Annotated in this window: 17 protein-coding genes and 1 pseudogene; 7 read left to right on the top strand and 11 right to left on the bottom strand. The window is 64.8% G+C overall.

Annotated elements, in window-relative coordinates; translation table 11 throughout:
- Positions 1 to 209 precede the first annotated feature (209 nt).
- Positions 210 to 1,832: a peptidoglycan L,D-endopeptidase MepK gene (locus tag ABIB90_RS11910; protein ID WP_354200704.1), complete on the top strand. Its 1,623-nt coding sequence runs from the start codon at positions 210 to 212 to the stop codon at positions 1,830 to 1,832.
- Between the two features lie 171 nt (positions 1,833 to 2,003).
- Here the strand turns inward: ABIB90_RS11910 and ABIB90_RS11905 are convergent, their stop codons facing one another.
- Together ABIB90_RS11905 and ABIB90_RS11900 are read right to left on the bottom strand one after the other, a co-directional pair.
- Positions 2,004 to 2,276 carry a DUF2312 domain-containing protein gene (locus ABIB90_RS11905; RefSeq protein WP_007596286.1) on the bottom strand — a complete coding sequence of 91 codons (273 nt, stop codon included), beginning with the start codon at positions 2,274 to 2,276 and terminating at the stop codon, positions 2,004 to 2,006.
- A gap of 209 nt (positions 2,277 to 2,485) precedes the next feature.
- Positions 2,486 to 2,788 carry a DUF1244 domain-containing protein gene (locus ABIB90_RS11900; protein ID WP_007596287.1) on the bottom strand — a complete coding sequence of 101 codons (303 nt, stop codon included), beginning with the start codon at positions 2,786 to 2,788 and terminating at the stop codon, positions 2,486 to 2,488.
- A gap of 181 nt (positions 2,789 to 2,969) precedes the next feature.
- On the opposite strand from ABIB90_RS11900, the gene ABIB90_RS11895 reads away from it, so the two are divergent.
- On the top strand, positions 2,970 to 3,563 hold the full coding sequence (locus ABIB90_RS11895) for a DUF1036 domain-containing protein (protein WP_007596288.1): 594 nt from the start codon (positions 2,970 to 2,972) through the stop codon (positions 3,561 to 3,563).
- Positions 3,560 to 4,996, top strand: coding sequence for a pyruvate kinase (gene pyk / locus ABIB90_RS11890; RefSeq protein WP_007596289.1), 1,437 nt, complete (start codon positions 3,560 to 3,562; stop codon positions 4,994 to 4,996). The genes ABIB90_RS11895 and pyk overlap by 4 nt, the downstream gene beginning before the upstream one ends.
- A gap of 150 nt (positions 4,997 to 5,146) precedes the next feature.
- Here pyk and ABIB90_RS11885 read toward each other — a convergent pair whose 3' ends face one another.
- Entirely contained in the window at positions 5,147 to 5,827 is a 681-nt protein-coding gene (locus ABIB90_RS11885) for a TetR/AcrR family transcriptional regulator (RefSeq protein WP_007596290.1), read from the bottom strand.
- Between ABIB90_RS11885 and ABIB90_RS11880 the strand changes: the two genes are divergently transcribed.
- Together ABIB90_RS11880 and ABIB90_RS11875 are read left to right on the top strand one after the other, a co-directional pair.
- A complete protein-coding gene (locus ABIB90_RS11880) occupies positions 5,826 to 6,023 on the top strand; it encodes a hypothetical protein (RefSeq protein ID WP_354200703.1) in 198 nt (65 codons plus the stop codon). The two genes, ABIB90_RS11885 and ABIB90_RS11880, sit on opposite strands and share 2 nt — an antisense overlap.
- A gap of 73 nt (positions 6,024 to 6,096) precedes the next feature.
- Positions 6,097 to 7,080 carry a phosphatase PAP2 family protein gene (locus ABIB90_RS11875; protein ID WP_219681697.1) on the top strand — a complete coding sequence of 328 codons (984 nt, stop codon included), beginning with the start codon at positions 6,097 to 6,099 and terminating at the stop codon, positions 7,078 to 7,080.
- 236 nt (positions 7,081 to 7,316) lie between these two features.
- Here ABIB90_RS11875 and ABIB90_RS11870 read toward each other — a convergent pair whose 3' ends face one another.
- Positions 7,317 to 7,481: a Flp family type IVb pilin gene (locus ABIB90_RS11870; RefSeq protein ID WP_007596297.1), complete on the bottom strand. Its 165-nt coding sequence runs from the start codon at positions 7,479 to 7,481 to the stop codon at positions 7,317 to 7,319.
- Positions 7,482 to 7,778: 297 nt separating this feature from the next.
- Here ABIB90_RS11870 and ABIB90_RS11865 point away from each other — a divergent pair, with 297 nt between their 5' ends.
- On the top strand, positions 7,779 to 9,293 hold the full coding sequence (locus tag ABIB90_RS11865) for a hypothetical protein (protein ID WP_354200702.1): 1,515 nt from the start codon (positions 7,779 to 7,781) through the stop codon (positions 9,291 to 9,293).
- Positions 9,290 to 10,540, top strand: coding sequence for a glycosyltransferase family 87 protein (locus tag ABIB90_RS11860; RefSeq protein ID WP_354200701.1), 1,251 nt, complete (start codon positions 9,290 to 9,292; stop codon positions 10,538 to 10,540). Before ABIB90_RS11865 ends, ABIB90_RS11860 begins: the two co-directional genes overlap by 4 nt.
- 132 nt (positions 10,541 to 10,672) lie before the next feature.
- Here the strand turns inward: ABIB90_RS11860 and ABIB90_RS11855 are convergent.
- The 7 genes and pseudogenes from ABIB90_RS11855 to ABIB90_RS11825 form a co-directional block, all read right to left on the bottom strand.
- A pseudogene (locus ABIB90_RS11855) lies at positions 10,673 to 11,886 on the bottom strand (ABC transporter substrate-binding protein).
- A gap of 288 nt (positions 11,887 to 12,174) precedes the next feature.
- A complete protein-coding gene (gene ftsH / locus ABIB90_RS11850) occupies positions 12,175 to 14,097 on the bottom strand; it encodes an ATP-dependent zinc metalloprotease FtsH (protein WP_007596301.1) in 1,923 nt (640 codons plus the stop codon).
- Between the two features lie 268 nt (positions 14,098 to 14,365).
- On the bottom strand, positions 14,366 to 15,421 hold the full coding sequence (tilS, locus tag ABIB90_RS11845) for a tRNA lysidine(34) synthetase TilS (RefSeq protein WP_354200700.1): 1,056 nt from the start codon (positions 15,419 to 15,421) through the stop codon (positions 14,366 to 14,368).
- A 76-nt stretch (positions 15,422 to 15,497) separates the two neighbouring features.
- Complete coding sequence (gene ybgF / locus ABIB90_RS11840) at positions 15,498 to 16,553, bottom strand: tol-pal system protein YbgF (RefSeq protein ID WP_354168059.1); 1,056 nt, start codon at positions 16,551 to 16,553, stop codon at positions 15,498 to 15,500.
- A gap of 187 nt (positions 16,554 to 16,740) precedes the next feature.
- On the bottom strand, positions 16,741 to 17,229 hold the full coding sequence (gene pal / locus ABIB90_RS11835; protein ID WP_007596304.1) for a peptidoglycan-associated lipoprotein Pal: 489 nt from the start codon (positions 17,227 to 17,229) through the stop codon (positions 16,741 to 16,743).
- 245 nt (positions 17,230 to 17,474) lie between these two features.
- Complete coding sequence (locus ABIB90_RS11830) at positions 17,475 to 18,239, bottom strand: N-acyl amino acid synthase FeeM domain-containing protein (protein ID WP_007596306.1); 765 nt, start codon at positions 18,237 to 18,239, stop codon at positions 17,475 to 17,477.
- 165 nt (positions 18,240 to 18,404) lie between these two features.
- On the bottom strand, positions 18,405 to 20,735 hold the full coding sequence (locus tag ABIB90_RS11825) for a putative bifunctional diguanylate cyclase/phosphodiesterase (protein ID WP_354168056.1): 2,331 nt from the start codon (positions 20,733 to 20,735) through the stop codon (positions 18,405 to 18,407).
- Positions 20,736 to 20,828: the final 93 nt, after the last annotated feature.

The raw sequence follows: 20,828 nt of genomic DNA, 5'->3' as shown, positions 1-20,828 counted from the left end.
ACGTTAACCATTCTCCACCTGACCTCGGGCAGCGGGCGTTTTTTTGCCACACTCACCCGGTTAGGTTCGCGATCTGACTTGGTTTGGGGGCGGGAAGGTCAACCTCGAATTAACCTTCTCGCTTTAACAAAGCGTTCATCCTCTTTCGCGCGCTACGGGGTTAGCGGGAGAGTCCATTTTGAACGCTCGTCGACTGGGTGGGCTCTAACGTGCTGACTGGAATCGCACGCCAATTTGCTGTGCTGTCGTTGTCCCATGCGGGAGTGAAGGCCGGTTCCAGGATCGGCCTCGCTGCCGTATTGCTGCTTGCTGCCGCGGGTTCAGTTCATGACGCCGCCGCGCTCAACGAGACCAAGACGCTCTCCTTCCACCACACCCATTCCGGCGAAGACCTCACCGTCACCTTCAAGCGTGACGGACGCTACGACGAAACGGCGCTGAAGCAGCTCAACCACTTCCTGCGCGACTGGCGTACCCAGGACGAGACGGTCATGGACCGTCACCTGTTCGACATCCTCTGGGAAGTCTATCGCGACGTCGATGCCAAGCAGCCGATCCAGATCATCTCCTCCTACCGCTCGCCCGCCACCAACGCCATGCTCCGCCGCCGCTCCGCCGGCGTGGCGCGCTTCAGCCAGCACATGCTGGGGCATGCGATGGACTTCTACATCCCGAACGTGCCGCTGGAGCAGATCCGCTTCGCCGGCCTGCGCCTCCAGCGCGGCGGCGTCGGCTTCTACCCGACCTCAGGCTCGCCCTTCGTGCATCTGGACACCGGCAGCATCCGGCACTGGCCGCGCATGACGCATGACCAGCTCGCCAGGGTCTTCCCGGACGGACGCACCGTCCATGTTCCGACCGACGGCACGCCGCTGAAGGGCTATGAGCTTGCCAAGGCCGAGATCGAGCGGCGCGGCAGCGGCGAGGATTCCGGCAACAAGTCGAATTTCTTTGCCGCCCTGTTCAAGGGCAAGCCGGCTCCGGCCGCCACGAGCAACGACGAGGATGACGAGAGCGCGCCCGCCCCGTCCGCGAAGACTGTCGCGCCGACCGTGGTCGCCGCCGCGACCAAGCCGGCCGATCCGGTGCCGACGTCGCGCGCCAAGCCGTCAGTCGCGGCGACCATTCAGCTCGCCTCGGCCGATGCGCAGATCGTCGCGCTGCCCAAGTCGAAGCCGGCGGCCGTGGCTGACAAGCCGGCCGCCGGCAAATCTGCTGACGCGAAGCCCGAGACCCCCGCCGACATCATCAATGCCCGTGGCTTCTGGGACGCCCCGGCTACGCCGCAACAGGCGACGCCCGCTCAAGTGGCTGCGCTGAAGGCGCGCCAGGCGCTTGCCGCCGCCACCGATCCGCAGCCGACCGCGAGCGTGTCCAGCGCCGCCTATCAGGCCCTGGCCTACGCGCCGGCGTCCGCCTCCCCGGTCGACCGCGCCAATGTCGTCGCTGCCTCCGCGCCGATCCCGCGCTCCGCCCGTCCCACTGCCGCGTCGCGCAACGTTGCGCCCGCGACCGAGATCAACACGGTGGTCGGCAAGCGCGTCGACGGCATGGTCGCAACCGCGACCCGGCTCTCCGCAGCCAAGGGCGAAAGCATCTGGCTCAAGATCGTGATGCTGTCGCCGAGCGCCAGCCGCGCGATGTCGGTCACGCTGATGGGCGAGGTCGACACGGCCGCAATGCGCGCCTACTTCGTCAAGCCGCAATCCGTGATCGCAATGGGTTTTGCCGACGATCCGATGCAGGGCCTGTCCTGCGACAGTTTCTCGGGCACCGCCACCGCCAAGCTCGAGACGACGTCCTTCGTCATGCGGACGGCTTCGCTGCGCTGAGGCTGATAAGCCGCGCCGTTACCAAAATCTCTGTCGTCGTCCTGGCGAAAGCCAGGATCCGTACCGCGTGATCCATCTGGCTCACGCGGTACGGATACCAAGCGACGAATTTTCGCCAAACTGCTCCCTGGGATAATGGGTCCTGGCCTTCGCCAGGACACGACACCGGGCTCAGATCATCCCCAGCGCCTGCATGTAGGTCTCGAGAATCGTCTCGGCCTCGGCGCGCTCGTTCGGGTCCTGCTTGCGCATGCGCACGATGGTGCGCAGCGCCTTGACATCGTAGCCGTTGCCCTTGGCCTCGGCGAAGACGTCGCGGATGTCGTCGGAGATCGCCTTCTTCTCTTCCTCCAGCCGCTCGATGCGCTCGATGATGGACTTGAGTTGGTCCTTGGCAAATTTCGTCGCGGGCTCGTCGTCGCGGACGGCGGCGGAGGTGGCCATCTTGGTACTCCCAATGGAACTGGCAAAACGAGGTGACGCCGGCATCCTCACCGCGCGTGCTGGTTAGACCCTTAGGGTTCGGACCTCTCGCGTTCAAGGCAGCATCGCGCTCGTCCACAGCGCGCCCACACCTTCCTGCGGCGGGTCGAAGAAAGCTGTTGTGTGATGCGACTCAAGGGCAGCGCATCTCGGGCTGCCGGCGAGGCCGTTCAGTGCCCCGGATGAACCTTCTTCATGGCATCGAGCTGCTCAGGCGTGGCCGCGCCCTGGTATTTCGACTTCCAGGCCTCGTAGGGCATGCCATAGACGGCTTCCCGGCTCTCGTCCTTGCTCAAGGCGACGCCTTGGGCGTCGGCGGCGTCCTTAAGCCAGTTCGACAGGCAGTTGCGGCAGAAGCCTGCGAGGTTCATCAGGTCGATATTCTGGACGTCTGTCCGCGTCTTCAAATGATCGACCAGGCGCCGGAAAGCGGCAGCCTCGAGCTCCGTTCTGGTTTTGTCGTCGATTGCCATGGCTGGATCCCCTCGGCTTTGCGAAATTGGCTGTGACCTGGATGGGGTCACCCTTACGAGATCAGGTGGGGGCCTGTCACAGATTTTGCCATATCGCGGCGCAAACGGGCGCGAAGCCGGCTTCAGGCAGTTCCCAGGCCCTACGCCAAATCGTCAATGATCTGATATAGCTTCCGCGACAATGATCGCCGAATCTCCCCGCTCCCCCTTTCGCCTGCTCGCCCGGTTGGTCCCGGTGCTGGTGGTTGGCCTGCTGTGCCTCTGGGCCAGCCCGGCCTCCGCCGATTTCCGGCTTTGCAACAACACATCGAGCCGGGTCGGCATCGCGCTCGGCTACAAGGATGCCGAGGGCTGGACCACCGAAGGCTGGTGGAACATCTCGTCCCGTTCCTGCGAGACCCTGCTGCGGGGAACCTTGGTGGCCCGCTTCTATTACATCTACGCCATCGACTATGACCGCGGCGGCGAATGGTCGGGCCAGGCCTTCATGTGCTCGCGCGACAAGGAGTTCACCATCCGCGGCACCGAGGATTGCCTTGCACGGGGCTATGACCGCACCGGCTATTTCGAGGTCGATACCGGCGAGCAGCGGGCCTGGACGGTGCAGCTCACCGATGCCAACGAGCAGCCGTCAAAACAGCAGCGCGTGCCGGGAATGCCCGGCCCGGTTGGCCCGGGGGTTCCCGGTTTGCCCAATGGCCCGCCCGGTGGTACGCCCCCCGCCGCGCCTGGCCTCCCGCCCGCTCCCTCGCCCCCGTCTGGAAATAAGCCATGAGGCGTCTTCGCCGTATCAAGATTCTCGCGACGCTTGGACCCGCCTCTTCGGACCTTGCGATGATCCGCCGCCTGTTCGAGGCCGGCGCCGACCTGTTCCGCATCAACATGAGCCACACCCCGCATGACAAGATGCGGGAGCTGGTGGCGACGATCCGCAACGTCGAGAGCAGCTACGGCAGACCGATCGGCATTCTGGTCGATCTCCAGGGACCAAAGCTCCGGCTCGGTGCCTTCGCCGAAGGCGCGGTCCAGCTCCAGAACGGCCAGACCTTCACGCTCGATTCGGACAAGGCACCGGGTGACACAACCCGCGTCCAACTCCCGCATCCGGAGATCCTGGCCGCGCTGCGTCCGGGCCATTCGCTGCTGCTCGACGACGGCAAGGTGCGCCTGATCGCCGAGGAGACCTCGAAAGACCACGCGGTGACGCGCGTCGTGGTCGGCGGCCGGATGTCCGACCGCAAGGGCGTCAGCCTGCCGGACACCGACCTGCCGGTCTCGGCAATGACGCCGAAGGACCGCGCCGACCTCGAAGCGGCGCTGGTCACCGGCGTCGACTGGATCGCGCTGTCCTTCGTGCAGCGCGCCGACGACGTGCTCGAGGCCAAGAAGATGATCCGCGGCCGCGCCGCGGTGATGGCGAAGATCGAGAAGCCGCAGGCGATCGATCGCCTCGCCGACATCATCGACGCCTCCGACGCCCTGATGGTGGCGCGCGGCGACCTCGGCGTCGAGCTGCCGCTGGAACGCGTGCCGAGCCTGCAGAAGCAGATGACGCGCATGGCGCGGCGCGCCGGCAAGCCGGTGGTGATCGCGACCCAGATGCTGGAATCGATGATCCAGTCGCCGGTGCCGACCCGTGCCGAGGTCTCCGACGTCGCCACCGCCGTCTACGAAGGCGCCGACGCCATCATGCTGTCGGCGGAATCGGCGGCCGGCAAATTCCCGGTCGAGGCCGTCTCGACCATGAACCGCATCGGCGAGGAGGTCGAGCGCGACCCGATCTATCGCTCCGTCATCACCGCACAGCGCCCCGCGCCGGAAGCCACCGCCGGCGATGCCATCGCGGACGCCGCGCGGCAGATCGCCGAGACGCTCGACCTGCCGGCCCTGATCTGCTGGACCAGCTCGGGATCGACCGCCGTGCGCGTGGCGCGCGAGCGGCCGAAGCCGCCGATCGTGGCGATCACGCCGAACGTCGCTGCGGGACGCCGGCTGTCGGTGGTCTGGGGCGTGCATTGCGTGGTGGCGGAAGATGCGCGCGACCAGGACGACATGGTGAGCCGCGCCGGCCAGATCGCGTTCCGCGACGGCTTCGTCCGGGCGGGCCAGCGCGTGATCATCGTCGCTGGCGTGCCGCTCGGCATCCCCGGCACCACCAACATGGTGCGCATCGCCTCGGTCGGCCCCGAGGGCGAAGCGAATATTTAGGTCCGCCAGCACGCGGCAAACAAAAATGTCGAAAACAACCCCATGCACAGTAGCGGGCTGGTCCGGCGAATGTGCTGGGGTTTTTCGCAAAGGCGAACTCGGGGAATGGCCTGGGCGCGATCAGGTCCCTCGGTCGATCAGGCGGACGTTTTAGGCCCCAACCAGCGCTTTCGCGGTCGGCAGCAGCGTCTGCTGCACAACGAGACCCCTGGCGCGGGCGTCCATGACGCCGACCGCGCGGAGCGCCAGCAAGGTCACAGTCTGCACGGCATCGCGCATCCTGGCGGGATCTTCGAGATTATCCGGCGCAAGCGGTCCGACCAGGGCTTCGTGCAGGGCGCCGAGCAGCGCGGTGGCGGCGAGCGCGGTGTCCTGCGCCGGCAGGTGCCCGGCGCGCACGGCGGCGTCGATGCGCGAGGCCATCTCACCTGCGATCTCGCGCCGGCTGGCGAGGCGCGAAGCGCTGACATCAACGTCGACCGGCTCGGCCAGGATGCCCCAGGCGAGCCTGCGCTGCGACAGGGTATGGACCGCTACGGTGGTCACCGCGGCCGCCAGCGCCGAGGACGGCCCCGGCGCCGCATCGGCGGCTCGCCGGATCGCCGTGAGCTCGTCGCGGGAGACTTCGGCGATCAATTCGGAGATCAAATCGGCCTTGGAGGGGAAGTAGCGGTAGACCGTACCCGCAGCGACGCTGGCGCGAACCGCGACCGGCGCAATCTGCACCGCCGCCATCCCGCCTTCCGCCGCCGCCTCCCGCGCCGCCGCCAGTATCGCACTGCGCCGGGCCGCAAGGCGCTTCACCACTTGATGCGTCCGCCGATAAACCATGGCGCGCTTCCTGTCCCACACGCCGGCCGCACGCCCTGCGGCCGAACGCTTCGTCACCGATGTCGCAAATCGCCCCGCAAGGACTGAACAACTATTCAGAGGGGATGACAAGGTGCAAATGCATGAAGCGTCACGCCAAGAAAAGCGCGAGCTCGAACAGCTAAAAACCTCGCGAACTGCTTTGGTGAAGGGGTAACCACGATCGTTACCGCCATCTTAAACCTGCTCCGCGACTGTGCTGCGGTATTGCGATCCCACCTCGGTGCAGCATGGTCGACACGGACGCCCGGACCGCCTGGCAGCTCTTCCACCTGAACTGGCTTCCCATCGCAGCCATGGGCAGCCTGCTGGCGCTGGGCCTCCCCTTCACTGGCCTGAGCCTCGAACCGGTCGCCTACGGCGTGACGCTGGCAGTCGCTGCACTCCTGCTCGCGCTGGCCTATGGCCACCGCATCCTCAAAGGCGAGCTTGCCGACCCGAAGTTGCTGTTTTCGCTCGGAACGATCGGACAGATCATTCTCACTTGCGCCATCGTCGGACCGCTCAGCTATGTCGCGGCCAAGCTGAACTGGCCACTGCAGGACCAAGCACTGCTTGCGATCGACCGTGCACTCGGCCTCGATCCCGAACCGATCGCGCGATACGTCAACGACCATCCCTGGCTCGCGGACAGCCTGGCTCGCGGATACGGGCTGATCAAATTGCCGCTGCTCGGCATTCCCGTCGTGCTGGCACTGACGGCGCGCTATATGCGGCTGCAATTGTTCATGCTCGCGATGAGCCTCGCGCTCGCGGTCACCATCGCGATCTCCGCCATCGTGCCCGCGATCGGCACCTATTGGGGGCTGCAGCTGTCCGCCGCGCATTTTCCCGAAATCAACACCGCGGTCTATGCCGGGCAGTTGCGCGACATCCTCGCGCTTCGCGACGGTAGCCTGCACGAGCTCCGGTTGTTCTTTCTCGCCGGCATCGTCTCGTTTCCGAGCTTCCACGCCGCATCCGCCGTGCTCTACATGTGGGCGCTGTGGCCGGTGCGCGGCCTCGGCGGCATCGCGGCCGCGCTGAATCTGCTGATGATCGCGGCGACACCAGTGATCGGCGCGCACTACATCATCGACGTCGCCGGCGGAATCGCAGTCGCCGCAGCGTCGATCTGGGCGGCGAAATTCTATCTCGAATGGCACGGCCGCGCGCGGCAAACGTCTGCCGCGCCTGCGCCGTCGGCGGTCTGGCAGCCCGGCCTCGCGGAATGACGGGCGGCAAGTTACCGAGGGGGCCGCGCGTAGCGCTGTGCCCATCAGCAACTTTCAATGTTCGATGTTCTCGACAGCGGGAACGTTTCCGCCTGCGCTCTTGGAGCTGAGGCGGACGCTTTGCCGTCCTACAAGCTTGCTACGGCTTCACGATGTCCCAGACCAGGAAATCGTCGACCAAAAGAAAAAGAGCCCCGTCAACGACGGAGCTCTCTCAGTTCGCGATGAGTCCAGCCTTACTTGAGGCTGCTCGAGATCGAGGTGAACTTGGCGTTCAACGTGGTGCCCAGGCTGTTGATGACAGTGATGATCGCCAGCGCGATGCCGGCGGCGATCAGACCGTATTCAATGGCGGTGGCGCCGGATTCATCTTTCGCGAAACGCGCAACGAGGTTCTTCATAAAGAGCTCCAAATGAGTACACGAGGCTACAACTGATCTGGTCCTTTTGGCTTCCCAGCGCCGCTTGACCATGGAACCAAACGTAGTGGCAAAGAATTGCGCCGCAGTTAATTCGACTGCGGAAACACAGAGCGGTTTGCGTGTATTCGCCGATGGTAAACCGAAATCTAAAACGATCCGTTAAATTGTCGAGACATCAAGCCGGCCCGGCACCGCCGGTTTACCCGGAATTATGACCGCCATGGTCCCATGTCGATCGCTCGGCACAACGACAAAACACCAGGACGACGAGGCGGCATGTCCCTTTCCTTTGCCAACAGCATCACGGTGCAGAGTCGTGCGCGAGCGCTGGTGCCGCTGTGCGTCGGTGCGGGCGCCTATCTCTTCTTCCTGTATGTCGGCGACACGCTGCTTCAGGACTCCGACTCGCTCTGGCAGATCAAGATCGGGCAATGGATCCTCGATCACCACGCGCTTCCCTACACCGACTTCTATTCCTTCACCCGGCCGGGGGCGCCCTGGGTTTCGACCTCATGGCTGTCGCAGGTGCTGTTCGCTCTCTCCTACGCGCAATGGGATTGGGCCGGCCCGGTGATCCTCACCGCACTTGCTGTCGCATTGTCGGCGGCGATCCTGGTCAGCCTGCTCGAGGCCCATCTGGAAATTCCGCGCGCGGTCCTGTTCGCGATGTTCGCGATCTTGCTGTCGCTGCACCACATTCTGGCGCGGCCGCATATGCTGGCGCTGCCCGTGATGATCGCGTGGGTCGGCGTGTTGATGGCCGCAGCCGACCGCAAGGGCGCCCCCTCATGGTACTGGCTGCCGCTGATGTCGCTGTGGTCGAACCTGCATGGCGGCTTCGTGCTGGGCCTGGCGCTGATCGGCCCGATGTCGTTTGTGGCGCTCTCGGGCATGGAGTCCAGCAAGCAGGTCCGGCTGCTGTCGCGCTGGTTCCTGTTCGGTGTTGCGGCACTCGCCGCAAGCTGCGTCACGCCCTATGGCTGGCGCACATTGCTCGGCGCGATCAACATCCTCAATCTCGGCGAGTTGCTGACGGTCATCTCCGAATGGTCGCCCGCGAGCTTCGCATCCTTCAACGCATTCGAAGGCGCGCTGTTCGGCCTGATTGCGATCGGGCTGTATCGCGGCCTGACGCTCTCGCCGCCGCGTATTCTTCTGATCCTGCTTCTGACCTGGATGGCGCTCACCCACGTCAGGAGCATCGAGGCCTTTGCCTTCCTGGTACCGCTGGTGCTGGCCAAGCCCCTCGGCGAACGGACTGCGCTGCTACAGCCTGGCACGCAGGGCGGCGAGAGTTGGGCCGCCCGCTACGTCACCGCAACCGGTGCGCTGATGATCGTGGCCGCCGGCTGGACCTCGACCTCACTTTACATGGCGCATCACCGCTTCACCTTCACGATGGATCAGACACCGGTCGCTGCCGTCGATCTGCTCGAGAAACGCCAGGCGCAGCGCATCTTCAACGCCTACCAGTTCGGCGGCTATCTGATCTCGCGCGACATCCCTGTCTTCATCGACGGCCGCGCCGAGCTCTACGGCGAAACCTTCGCCATGGACGTCTTCAAGGCCGTGGAGCTCAAGAAGCTCGACACCCTGACGCGGCTGCTCGACGCGTACAAGATCGACGCCACGCTCATGGTCGCGGACGCGCCGGCCGCCCAGGTGCTGGACCACATCAAGGGCTGGAAGCGGCTCTACGCCGACAACATCGCCGTGATCCATGTGCGAATCGGCGGCACAGAGGCCGGGGCGACGCCGGAAGCGGAGTCCTCGAAGGAAGCCCTCAAGTGAGCGCGTCCGCTCAACAGCCGATATCCGATGTATCGCGCCGCTGGATCGGAATTCCCCTCGTGATGCTGCCAGCGTTTTCGATCGCAACGCTCTTCGGCTGGGGCGTCCTGATCTCCACCTTCACCCATCCCGGTTGGATCGGGCTGAACCACGTCGCGCCCGGCACCGACTGGATGGTGTTTTACGGCGCCGTCAGATCGTTGCTCGCCGGCAATCTTGCGCTGGTCATCGACGGTGAGGCGTTCACGGCCTATCTCAGCCAGTCGTTCGCATCATGGCTCACGGTGCCTCTGGAGTTCCGTCCATGGTTCTATCCGCCCGGCTTCCTCGTTCTGCTGCTGCCATTCGCGCCGCTTGGCTTCATCGGCTCCTATGTCGCATTCCAGGCCGCGACCGCAGGCTTCCTGGCCTGGGCGCTTCGCAACCGGGCCGATCAGCCGCAACTGACGCCCTACATCATCGCGGCCGTGCTGGTCTCGCCATCGGCATCTCTCAACCTGGCCGATGGACAATGCGCTTTTCTCGTTGCCGCACTGCTGGTCACGGGTGTCAGGCTGCTCGGATCACGACCGCTCCTGGCCGGGGCAATTCTCGGGCTGCTGAGTTTCAAGCCGCAATTCTTCCTGCTCGTCCCGCTCGCGCTGGTGGGGTCGCGCCGTTATGGCAGCCTGTGCGCTGCTGCATGCTCGGCATTCGCATTGGCGGCTGCAAGTGCCATGATTTTTGGCGTCGAATTGTGGCTTTGGTGGATACCGCAGGCATACAACAATCTGGTCAACCCCGACGCGAAATGGCTCGCCTATGGCCGCATCTGGGGTCACAGCGTGTGGGCCTGCGCAATGCTGCTGGGCCTGCCGGAGCGGCTGGCCTCCATCCTTCAGCTGGCCGCGATCCTTTCGAGCGCGGCGGCGACGTTCGCGGCCTTTCGCTCCTCGCTCAGCACCAACAACAAGCTGATCGTACTGCTTGCGGCAACCGTGCTGGCGGCCCCGCATTCGGGCCCTTATGACGCGACGCTGCTGACGGTCGCCGTCGTGCTGTGGCTTGCCGCATCGATCGATGCTCCACGCTTTCGCGACTGGCTGATCGGGCTCGGCATCTGGATGGTGCCGTTGCTCAGCCCGGCGGTGTATATTCCGGCGGGACGACTATCGCCGCTCCTCATCGTCGCTCTCATTGGCGTCGTCTTCGGCGCGTTGCGCAGTCCGGCAGGGTCTGGCGAGCCGGCAATGTCGCCGCATTCCTGAATCCAATCTGCGGCTGGCGATGGGGACGCCGAAGTGATGAGTAGCGGACAGGACATGCATTCGCGGGCAGATCGGACTTATCGGTAGGGAGAGATGATCCCCGTTCTGGACTCGCATCGGCCCGATCAATCATCAATTGCCCGTCTGCAGTTCGCCGAATCTATCCCAGCTCTTGCCGTTGAAGCGCATGAACTGCATCTGGTCGACCGGGACATGGTCGGTCGTGCCGGTGTTGACCTTGATGCCGGGCAGCAGCATCGGCAATTCGAGATCGCGAATTGCAAAAGCCTGCTTGAGGATGTTCTCGGTCGACAGATCATTGCCGCAGGCTTTCAGCACAGCCTCCAGCGCCATCGCACTGTTGTAGGCGTTGACATAATTGGTGTCGTGCTGGTCGGCCTCCGGCAAATATTTGGTCATGAACTCGCGCCAGCCCATGACGCCGGAATCGTCCTTCCAGGCGGGATCGTCGGGGTCCTTCACGTAAGCGGTGGAGAGGATGCCGGTGCCGGCTTCCAGTCCCGCAGGCTCCATCACCGTCGAAACCCACACCGCAACGTTTGACAGGAACGTCATGGGTCGCCAGCCGATCTCGAAGGATTTGCGGATCGCTTGCGCCGCGAATTTTGGGGTCGCCGCGATCACGAATACATCGGCGCCCGACGCCTTGAGCTTCACGATCTGGGAATCGATGGTCGGGTCCTGGATTTCGTAGGTCGCGCCGGTGACCACTGTATCGTATTTCTCGCCGAGCACGTCCTTCAGCCCGGCGAGATAATCGCGGCCGTAATCGTCGTTCTGCGAGATAACGGCGAACTTCGCGTTCGGATTCTTCGCCAGCGCATAACGCGCATAGAGCCGCGCTTCGTAGCGGAACGGCGCCTGCACGCCCATCGTCGCCTGCGGATATTGCGCGACGTCGGCGAATTTCGAGGCGCCGGAGCCGATGAAGAGCTGCGGCACGTTCCTGGACTGGAGGTATTTCGCGATCGCCGTGTTGTGGGCGGTACCGATCGAGGAGAAGATCAGCGCGACCTCGTCGCTCTCCACCAGCCTGCGGGTCTGCTCGACCGATTTGGGCGGCGCATAGCTGTCGTCGAGCGAGATCAGATTGACCTTGCGGCCGTTGATGCCGCCCTTCTCGTTCAGCATCTTGAAATAGCCGACCTCGCCCTTGCCGAGCGCCCCGAAGGCCGACACCGGCCCGCTGTAGGGCATGGTCTGGCCGATCTTGATCTCGGTCGCGGTGACGCCGCGCATTCGGCGGCGGCGGATGGAGCGGACGGGAATGAGACTATCAGGGACGAAACGGCGCCAAGCGCGCCCAATGCCCTCGCAAAGCGCATCGGCTTGCCCTCCCCTTTGTCTGCGCGGTCGAGCCGCGCCTTAATTGGGAAGAGCATGCCACGACTTCACCGCAGACTCCAATCGCTATGAGTCGCGGGGATCGGAGAGCGAGCAAAGGTAAGGGTGCCCCAACTGCGGCGCCCCATAGATGGTCGGCACTGCGCAAGGGCGGCTTTGCGCACCTACCTGTTCGTCGCGAGATGCTCAGCTGCCACGTTCGAAAAGCATCACCCAACAAAAAACGCGGCGTTTCCGCCGCGTTTTTCAATTCTATCTGCCGTACGCGATTACGCCTGCGGCTGCGGCTCCAGGCCGGGATCCGGATCGGGCCGCGGACGCGACTTGCCGGCCGGCGGCACGGCCGAGGCGCGCGGCGTGGTCGGCTCGAGCACGGATTCGCGGTTCGGCTTCTTGCCCTTGAGCAGGTCGATGATTTCGTCGCCGGAAAGCGTCTCGAATTCGAGCAGACCCTTGGCGAGAGCTTCGAGATCGGCGCGCTTCTCGGTGAGAATACGCGTTGCTTCGTTGTAGCCTTCTTCGACGAAGCGCCGGATCTCGGTGTCGATCTTCTGAACCGTCGCTTCCGATGCGTTCTGGGTGCGCGACACCGACATGCCCAAGAAAACCTCGTCCTGGTTCTCGCCGTAGGACACGGTGCCGAGCGCCTCGGACAGGCCCCAGCGCGTCACCATCATGCGCGCAAGACGCGTCGCCTGCTCGATGTCCGACGACGCACCCGAAGTCACCTTCTCGCGGCCGAAGATCAGCTCTTCGGCGACGCGGCCACCCATCATGATGGCAAGGCGCGATGTCATCTGTTCCAGCGACATCGACAGCTTGTCGCGCTCGGGCAGCTGCATGACCATACCCAGCGCACGACCGCGCGGAATGATGGTCGCCTTGTGGATCGGATCGGTCGCGACGACGTTGAGGCCGACGATGGCGTGGCCGCCCTCGTGATAGGCCGTCAGAAGCTTCTCTTCCTCGGTCATGACGAGCGACTTGCGTTCGGCGCCCATCATCACCTTGTCCTTGGCTTCCTCGAACTCGGCCTGGGTCACCATCCGCTTGTTGCGGCGGGCGGCGGTGAGCGCAGCTTCGTTGACGAGGTTCATCAGGTCGGCGCCGGAGAAGCCCGGGGTGCCGCGCGCGATGGTCTTGAGGTTGATATCGGGCGCCAGCGGCACCTTGCGGACGTGGACCTTGAGGATCTGCTCGCGGCCGACGACGTCCGGGTTGGGCACCACGACCTGACGGTCGAAGCGGCCGGGACGCAGCAGCGCGGGGTCGAGCACGTCGGGACGGTTGGTCGCGGCGATCAGGATCACGCCCTCGTTGGCCTCGAAGCCGTCCATCTCGACCAGCAACTGGTTCAGCGTCTGCTCGCGCTCGTCATTGCCGCCGCCGAGGCCGGCGCCACGGTGACGACCGACGGCGTCGATTTCGTCGATGAAGATGATGCAGGGCGCGTTCTTTTTGGCCTGCTCGAACATGTCGCGGACGCGGGAAGCGCCAACGCCGACGAACATCTCGACGAAGTCAGAACCCGAAATGGTGAAGAACGGCACGTTGGCTTCGCCCGCGACCGCACGCGCGATCAGGGTCTTGCCGGTGCCGGGAGGGCCGACCAGCAGCACGCCGCGCGGAATGCGGCCGCCGAGGCGCTGGAATTTGCCGGGGTCGCGCAGGAATTCGACGATCTCCTGCAGGTCCTGCTTGGCCTCGTCGACGCCCGCGACGTCCTCGAAGGTGACGCGGCCATGCGCTTCAGTCAGCATTTTTGCGCGCGACTTGCCGAAGCCCATTGCCTTGCCGGCGCCGCCCTGCATCTGCCGCGACAGGAAGATCCACACGCCGATCAGCGCGATGAAGGGCAGCCAGGAGACCAGCAGCGAGACGAACCACGGCACGTTGTCGCCGGGCGGCTTCGCGGTGATCTGCACCTTGCTGTCATAGAGGCGCTTCACGAGCGTCGGGTCGCTCGGGGCATAGGTCTGGAAGCTCGAGCCGTTGGTGAAGGTGCCGTGAATGTCCGGCCCCTGGATCACGACGTCGCGCACATTGCCGCGATCAACCTCGCTCAAGAGCTGGGAGAAGGCGATGTCCTGCGAGGAGGCGCGCTGACCCGGATTCTGGAAGAGCGTGAACAACGCCAACAGCAGCAGGACAATGATGACCCAGAGGGCGAAATTGCGCAGATTGGCGTTCATCGATCTTCCTTCGTGGTCGCGCGGATCGCGGCCTGATCCTCGGGCAGTTACTTTAAGCCGTACGAGGAAATCCCAAGGAATCCTCTCGGTTAGATGCATTACAATTTAGGTGCCGCCCCGGTCGCTGCCAAGGGAACGAGATGGGACTATTTATCCCATCTTAGAGCGATTCCCGCTGAAATAATGGCGCCCGGACAGGGGTTTTTCCCGCCTGGTTAAGGTGACCTGACGCCGCGCCGCCGAAACGGCTGGTGTCATGGTCCGCGGCTTAGCTCCCCTTGCGCCGCCGCGCCGGCGCCGGCGCGATGTGGATACGCCCCCCGGCAAGGCTGATCAAGGCTCCCGCAAGGGTCTGCTTCACCACCGGCCGGCCATTTGCAGCCGTACTTCCCGCCGCCATGGCCTGATCGAGCACGGCCAGGAGAGATTCGACCTTGCCGAGTTCCGCTGGTCCCTCATGCCCAAACGCGTTGATGGCCCGCAGCAGGAGCCGCAGCCGGACCTCCTCCGGCAGGGCGGCAAACACGGGGGCCTCGAAGCTTCGAACGCCGGCCTGCGGCGCATCGCCGCGATCCCGCAAACGGAGGAAGCGCTCGGCTCCATCGGTCAGCACCTCGACGGCCGCATTGGCGCGCGCCAGCCTTGCCGCGAGCCGAGCCAGGCTGCGGGCATCACCGCCCTCGGCCGCGAGCTGCGGCAGCAGCGCACGCAGCCGCGGCCGGGTGAAGGCAGCGTCGTGGTTGGTGGGATCGTCGGCAAAGCCGATCTTCGCCCGCTTCAAGGTCGCGATCAGCTGCGACTTCGGAACGTCGAGCAATGGACGCGCAAGGACGACGCCGTCGCGCTCGGTGAGACGGGCCATCGCCGACAGCCCGGCTAATCCGCTGCCGCGGACAAGCCGCATCAACAGGGTCTCGGCCTGGTCGTCTCGGGTGTGGGCGGTCAGCACGTGGCTCGCACCGGCCTTGCGCGCGGCCTGCGTGAGCAGGCGGTAGCGGGCTTCGCGCGCGGCGGCCGGCAGTCCCGTTTTCGGCTTTGCCCCGCGCCAGCGCACCGTCCGGTGCGGCAAGCCAAGCCCGGTCGCGAGATGCTTGACCTCGCGCGCCTCGCGCGCCGCTTCCGCCCGCAAGCCGTGGTCGATGGTGACGACGGTGAGACGCGGGCCGCGCGCGAGGCTGCGGTGCCAGCGCGCCGCAAGCCACATCAGCGCCACCGAGTCGGGCCCGCCGGAGACCGCGAGCAACAGTCCCCGCGCGCCTTTCAGGCCTGCGAAGAGGCGCTTGGCTTCACGCGCCGAGATCGGTGAATTATCGTCGTCTGACATGGCGCTGCAATCGTCCGCGGATGGACCGAATGTTTAGCGCAGCGCCATCAATCTTGTCAGGATCAATCGCCGCCAGTCAGCACTTCACCCGCTTCTGCTCGCGGTCGACCGCGGCTTTGACGCCGGCGGAAGCGCGCGGATATTTGCGGCCGACTTCGCCGAAGGCGGCGCAGGCGGCCTCCTTCTCCTTCAGCGCCGCCAGCGACTGGCCGAGCCGCAGCAGGGCGTCCGGCGCCTTGGCGGATTTGTCGTATTTGGTGGTGACGGCGAGGAAGGCTTCCGCGGAGTCGCGATATTGCTGGCGCTGGAAATAGCTCTCGCCGAGCCAGTATTGCGCGTCGCCGAGCAGCGGGTCGCTCGGATATTTCTGCGAGAAATTCTTCATGGTCTGCTCGGCCAGCGCATAGTCCTTGCGCTGCATGTAGCCGATGCCGAGGTCGAATTCGTCGCGCGGCGTGGCCGAGGGCGGCAGCGTCGTCAGCGCCGGGGCGCCTGCTGGCGCGGGAGAGCCGGATGGGGCCGGCGGATAGCCGGGCTGCGCGGCCTGAGGCGCGGCCGCTTGCGGATAGCGGGGGCTGCTGTTGGCGAGATCGAGCGGTTCGCCAGCGCCACGGCCACCGGGCGCGCCGCTCGGGGCACCTGCGGGCATCGGTTGCTGCCCGCCGCCGAGCGCGCGTGGCGCACCCGGCGCATTCGGGCTCTGGTTCGGGTCGAAGGCATCTCCGCGGCGGCGCGTGCCCGGCGCGCCGGGCGCAGGCTGCTCCTGAACGATCGGCGCGGGAGAGGCGATCTGCGGCTGCTCGTAATTCGGCTGGGCCGCCTGCTGGTGCGGCGGCTGGCGATAGGCCGGCGAGGCTTGCGCGGGCGGCATGGCCGCGACATTGGGCTGGACCGGCGCCTGGCCGGGTGCAGCTTGCGCGCCGCCCTCGAGCGCTCGCAGCCGCTCTTCGAGCTGGCGGTTGCGATATTGCAGCTCTTCGTTCTGGCCGGTGAGCTGGCGCAGCTGATTCTCCAGCCGCTCGATCCGCATCTCGGGATCTGCATCGTCCGATTGTGCGAGGGCGGGCGAGCACAAAGAGAGCAGCGCGGCGATCGCCACGGTGCCGGTGAAAACCTTAAATCTGGATGACATCTTGCCCTGACGACGAAAGCGAAATGGCCTGCGACCGAACATTCGACGCGCCACACATTGAAGGGGAGTACGCCAAAACTGTGACTGTAACAAACGGGTTTCTGTCACAGATCGCTGAAACGAAACCGGCGCCCAAGAGGGCGCCGGCATAATCGGTTTCTGAAGATGAACGGCGCCTGACCGATCGTCAGGAGCTCGCGTTCAGCACGGTGACGGCGCGGCGGTTCTGCGACCAGCAGGAGATGTCGTTGCAAACGGCCACCGGCCGCTCCTTGCCGTACGAGATCGTTCGCATGCGGTTCGGATCGATGCCGCGCGAGGCGAGGAACGAACGGACCGACTGGGCACGGCGGGCGCCGAGCGCGATATTGTATTCGCGGGTGCCGCGTTCGTCGGCATGACCTTCGACGGTGAAGCTGTAGCGCGGATAGCTCTGGAGCCACTGCGCCTGCTTCTCCAGAGTCACGATCGCCTGCGGGGTCAGATCGGTCTGGTCGCTTTCGAAGAACACGCGGTCGCCGACATTGACGACGAAGTCTTGCTGGCTGCCCGGCGTCGCCGCGTTGGCCATCGCATCCGTGGCAGCGTTCTTGTTGGCACAGGCCCCCATCGACAACGCGACGGCAAGCACCGCGGCCAGCTTCAATCCCTGGAGGATGCGCATAGGATGTTTCATTCCGGAGCCTCCACGCTCACGTTTCGTCCACTGCTGTCCGGTCTACAGGGGGTTGGTTAAGCGAACGTTCCGTCAACCTTGATGGAACCTTGCCACAGCCGGTCAAATGCCCCCAACCAGCGAAAAGCAACGGTCATGGTTAATGGGTTGTAAATGTGGCGCGATGGTGAAGGCAAGCCGCGCCGACCGGCAAAAACCGCGGGCTTTGCTGGAATTTTAGGCTCGTCGTGTGGAGACCCTAGCGCCTAGCGGGCAGAACCCGTTGCCGAGGCCGCTACGTCCGGCGTCCGCTGCGTGGCGAGCGACACCGGGCGCGGGGCCGCCTGGCGCGGGCCGCTGCGTTGAAACAACATGCGCCGCTCAAAAGCGCTGGAGCGCATGATCGGAAAGCGCGTCAGGACCTTTTCCCGCTGGTTGCGGAAATCGGACGCCATCAGCACGGCCTTCTTGGTGGGCCAGCCCGGAAACCCGCGCGGCTCCGGTGAAATGGTCTCGTGCAGGAAGATGCGACGATAGAACGCCTGATGATCGGTCCGGATCATGGCCAGCCCGGTGTCGGCGTTGAAATGATCGCAAGCCACAAAAGCCAGCCGCACCGTCAGATAGGGCAGCTCCGGAAAACGCTGGTGCTTTTCGGGATCGGCAACAAACCGGCACGGATCGATGAGGACTTCGCCGCGGTCGAGCCGGGGATGCAGGACGTCGCCAAACACTTCGGTCGTGTAGGACATTCGCCAGTCGGACGTCAGGACGTGAATGCGAACGGAGCTGCAGAGCTCTCCATCGACATAGACCCCGAAATTCCAGGTGTTGGGCGCATCGTCGAAGCGATCGGTCACGCGCCGCGACTCCGACGGCTCGATCAGTCCGGCGTGCAGATAGGCCCGGTACCGCATCAGATAGAGGTTGTCTCGGTCCTCAGGAGTTTCGATCAGGCGGTAATCGATGCGGTCAAACAGAGCGGCTCCCCGCGGAAGGAGCACCGTTTGCGGTTCAGCCCCAGACGTCATCCAGTACCCCTACACTCCAAAGCAACTTCTGCGAGTGTGACGAGATTAATGGTTCATTAACGGAATTGCAAAGGCTTAGAAACGTTAGGGTTAACCTTTGCGGCCCGCAAAAACACGGGGCGCGAACGAGAGCCAAGGGCGTTGAAGAAGTGGGGCAGCGAAAGATCAGGCGATCGATCGCGAGGACACCATGACGATCTGGTCCTCAGCCCCGCGACGGCCATGCGAGGCATTGAGCAATTGGCGAATCCGGACTGCCGGCACCGGCCGGCTGAACAGATAGCCCTGCCCTTCGGTCACGGTGCCGTCGGCGCTGATCAGCTCGAGCTGATCATTGGTCTCGATGCCCTCGACCACGACGGCCATGCCGAGATCGGCCGACAGCCGCGCCACGCCGCGCAGCAGCGTCAGCGGCCGGTCGGCATCGATGCCTTCGAGGAAGGAGCGGTCGATCTTCACCTTCTGCATCGGGAAATTGTGCAGGTAGCTGAGGCTCGAATAGCCGGTGCCGAAATCATCCAGCGAAATGCCCACGCCGATCGCATGCAATTGCGACAGGATGTCGTGCGTGAGCTGGGTGTTGCGCAACAGCGAGGATTCGGTGATCTCGATCTCCAGCCGATGCGCCGGCAGCCCCGAAACCTCGAGCGCGTAGCGGATTTCGCTCAAGACGTCGCGCTGGTGGAATTGCTGCGGCGAGAAGTTGACGGCGACGCTGACACCCTCCGGCCATTTCATGCATTCCATGCAGGCGCGGCGCAGGATCCAGCGGCCGAGATCGACGATCAGCCCCATGTCCTCGGCGACCGGGATAATGTCGACCGGCGAGACCGTGCCGCGCACCGGATGATTCCAGCGCAGCAGCGCCTCGCAAGTCGTGATCTTGCCGGACTTCAGATTGACCAGCGGCTGGTAGAACAGCTCGAACTCCTCGTTGGCGAGCGCCTTGCGCAGATCGAGCTCGAGGATGCGGCGCGCCTCGACGGTCGCCGCCATCTCGTCGCGGAAGAAGCAGAAGGTGCCGCGACCGTCGGCCTTGGCCCGGTACAGCGCCATGTCGGCGTTCTTGAGCAGCGTGTCCGCGCTGATGCCCTCCGGCGCGGTCAACGCGATGCCGACGCTGGCGCCGATCTCGACCAGATGATTGTCGATGCGGTAGCGCTCGCTCAGCCGCTCGACGATGCGGCGCGCCAGCGCAGCGGCGTCCTCGGGCGAGGAGATGTTCTCCTGGAACACGACGAATTCGTCACCGCCGAAGCGGGCGACGAAATCCTCGGGGCGCAGCATCTCGCGCAGACGGTTGGCGACCGCGCACAGCAGCTGGTCGCCGCAGGGATGGCCGAGCGTGTCGTTGACCTGCTTGAACTGGTCGAGGTCGACGAACAGCAGCGCGGACAGGCGCTCGGCGTCGTGCGAGATCGCCAGCAGCCTTTCGATCTCGTCGCGGAAATGAACGCGGTTGGGAAGCGCGGTGAGGTCGTCGTAGCGCGCCAGATGCGTAATCTTGGCCTCGGCGCTGCGACGGTCGGTAATGTCCTCGAGCAGCACCACCGCGCCACCGTCAGCCATCGGCTGGACAGTCCAGGACAACGACCTGTTTCGCTGCGTATCGGGATCGGCTGTGATGATCTCCTTGGCTTGCGAACTCTCGATGTCCGTGACGATCCGCTCGCCGCTCCCAGCCGAGATGGATCCGGCGCTGACGCATGCCGCGACGATGTCACGCGCGTTGACGCCGCGTTGCGCCAGACCTTCCGGCAGATTCATCATTGCGCCGAAGCGGTGGTTCATGACCGCCAGCTGTCCGTCGACGCGGAACATGCAGAGGCCGTGCGGCATGTTGTTCAGCGCCGTATCGAACTGGCCGGCGAGCGCGGCTTCACGCTCCCGTGCCACGACCGCTCCCATGAAGATTCGGTGCAGATTCACCGAGAGCTGCATGATCGCCATCAGGAACGCGGCGCTGACCAGCGCCATCGCGATGTAGTAGGGCGTTCCACGCAGTGCCAAGGCAAGCACGGCCGGACCGAAAATCAGCACGGCCTGGAGGTGGAAGATCGCAGGCCGGCCATATGCCCTGCCCGCGCCGCCCGCCGCGATTCCGGTGGTGACCGACAAGGCGATCATGTGGGCCACAGCGTCGTCCGTGGCCAGCAGGGCGGTGGCGCACCAGATGCCGATCGCAGCCGCCTGGATCTTTGCCCCGATCTGATAGCGCTTCTGCCAGCGTGCTGCCGCCTCGATGGTCATGACCGACTGACGTGCCTGATAGAGGCGCAGGTCGATCGCCCGCGCAGTCCCGGCCAGGACAAGAAGTGCGACGCACGCCCAGATCAGAGGCTCGCCCGTCCTCAGCGCGGTCAGGGCCGCACCGATCGACACGAAAATGAGTCCGGCCAGCAACGGACCAGGCGCTTCGAACAGCGAATCGATTTGCGCCGCCGAAGTTTTCGGCGGCCGCTGTTCCGGCTCTCCGCTCTGACTTGCAAACTGCATCTGGTGTTTACGCGCGTCCTGTCTGGAGCGCAGTTTTACCGATCCGGTATGAAGTCTTTCTGAGGGAATATCGTTAAAGTCGAGTTGTTTTGA

This window comes from Bradyrhizobium sp. JR4.1 (assembly GCF_040548605.1).
GTDB lineage: Bacteria > Pseudomonadota > Alphaproteobacteria > Rhizobiales > Xanthobacteraceae > Bradyrhizobium > Bradyrhizobium canariense.
The sequence above is the reverse complement of the archived record's forward strand: the minus strand, read 5'-3'. Positions and strand labels throughout refer to the sequence as shown.

Excerpts from the sequence above, each read along its gene's own strand:
- ABIB90_RS11905 (WP_007596286.1), bottom strand. The coding sequence starts at position 2,276 with ATGGCCACCTCCGCCGCCGTCCGCGACGACGAGCCCGCGACGAAATTT.
- ABIB90_RS11900 (WP_007596287.1), bottom strand. The coding sequence starts at position 2,788 with ATGGCAATCGACGACAAAACCAGAACGGAGCTCGAGGCTGCCGCTTTC.
- ABIB90_RS11895 (WP_007596288.1), top strand. The coding sequence starts at position 2,970 with ATGATCGCCGAATCTCCCCGCTCCCCCTTTCGCCTGCTCGCCCGGTTG.
- pyk (WP_007596289.1), top strand. The coding sequence starts at position 3,560 with ATGAGGCGTCTTCGCCGTATCAAGATTCTCGCGACGCTTGGACCCGCC.
- ABIB90_RS11880 (WP_354200703.1), top strand. The coding sequence starts at position 5,826 with ATGGCGCGCTTCCTGTCCCACACGCCGGCCGCACGCCCTGCGGCCGAA.
- ABIB90_RS11885 (WP_007596290.1), bottom strand. The coding sequence starts at position 5,827 with ATGGTTTATCGGCGGACGCATCAAGTGGTGAAGCGCCTTGCGGCCCGG.
- ABIB90_RS11875 (WP_219681697.1), top strand. The coding sequence starts at position 6,097 with ATGGTCGACACGGACGCCCGGACCGCCTGGCAGCTCTTCCACCTGAAC.
- ABIB90_RS11870 (WP_007596297.1), bottom strand. The coding sequence starts at position 7,481 with ATGAAGAACCTCGTTGCGCGTTTCGCGAAAGATGAATCCGGCGCCACC.
- ABIB90_RS11865 (WP_354200702.1), top strand. The coding sequence starts at position 7,779 with ATGTCCCTTTCCTTTGCCAACAGCATCACGGTGCAGAGTCGTGCGCGA.
- ftsH (WP_007596301.1), bottom strand. The coding sequence starts at position 14,097 with ATGAACGCCAATCTGCGCAATTTCGCCCTCTGGGTCATCATTGTCCTG.
- tilS (WP_354200700.1), bottom strand. The coding sequence starts at position 15,421 with ATGTCAGACGACGATAATTCACCGATCTCGGCGCGTGAAGCCAAGCGC.
- ybgF (WP_354168059.1), bottom strand. The coding sequence starts at position 16,553 with ATGTCATCCAGATTTAAGGTTTTCACCGGCACCGTGGCGATCGCCGCG.
- pal (WP_007596304.1), bottom strand. The coding sequence starts at position 17,229 with ATGAAACATCCTATGCGCATCCTCCAGGGATTGAAGCTGGCCGCGGTG.
- ABIB90_RS11830 (WP_007596306.1), bottom strand. The coding sequence starts at position 18,239 with ATGACGTCTGGGGCTGAACCGCAAACGGTGCTCCTTCCGCGGGGAGCC.
- ABIB90_RS11825 (WP_354168056.1), bottom strand. The coding sequence starts at position 20,735 with ATGCAGTTTGCAAGTCAGAGCGGAGAGCCGGAACAGCGGCCGCCGAAA.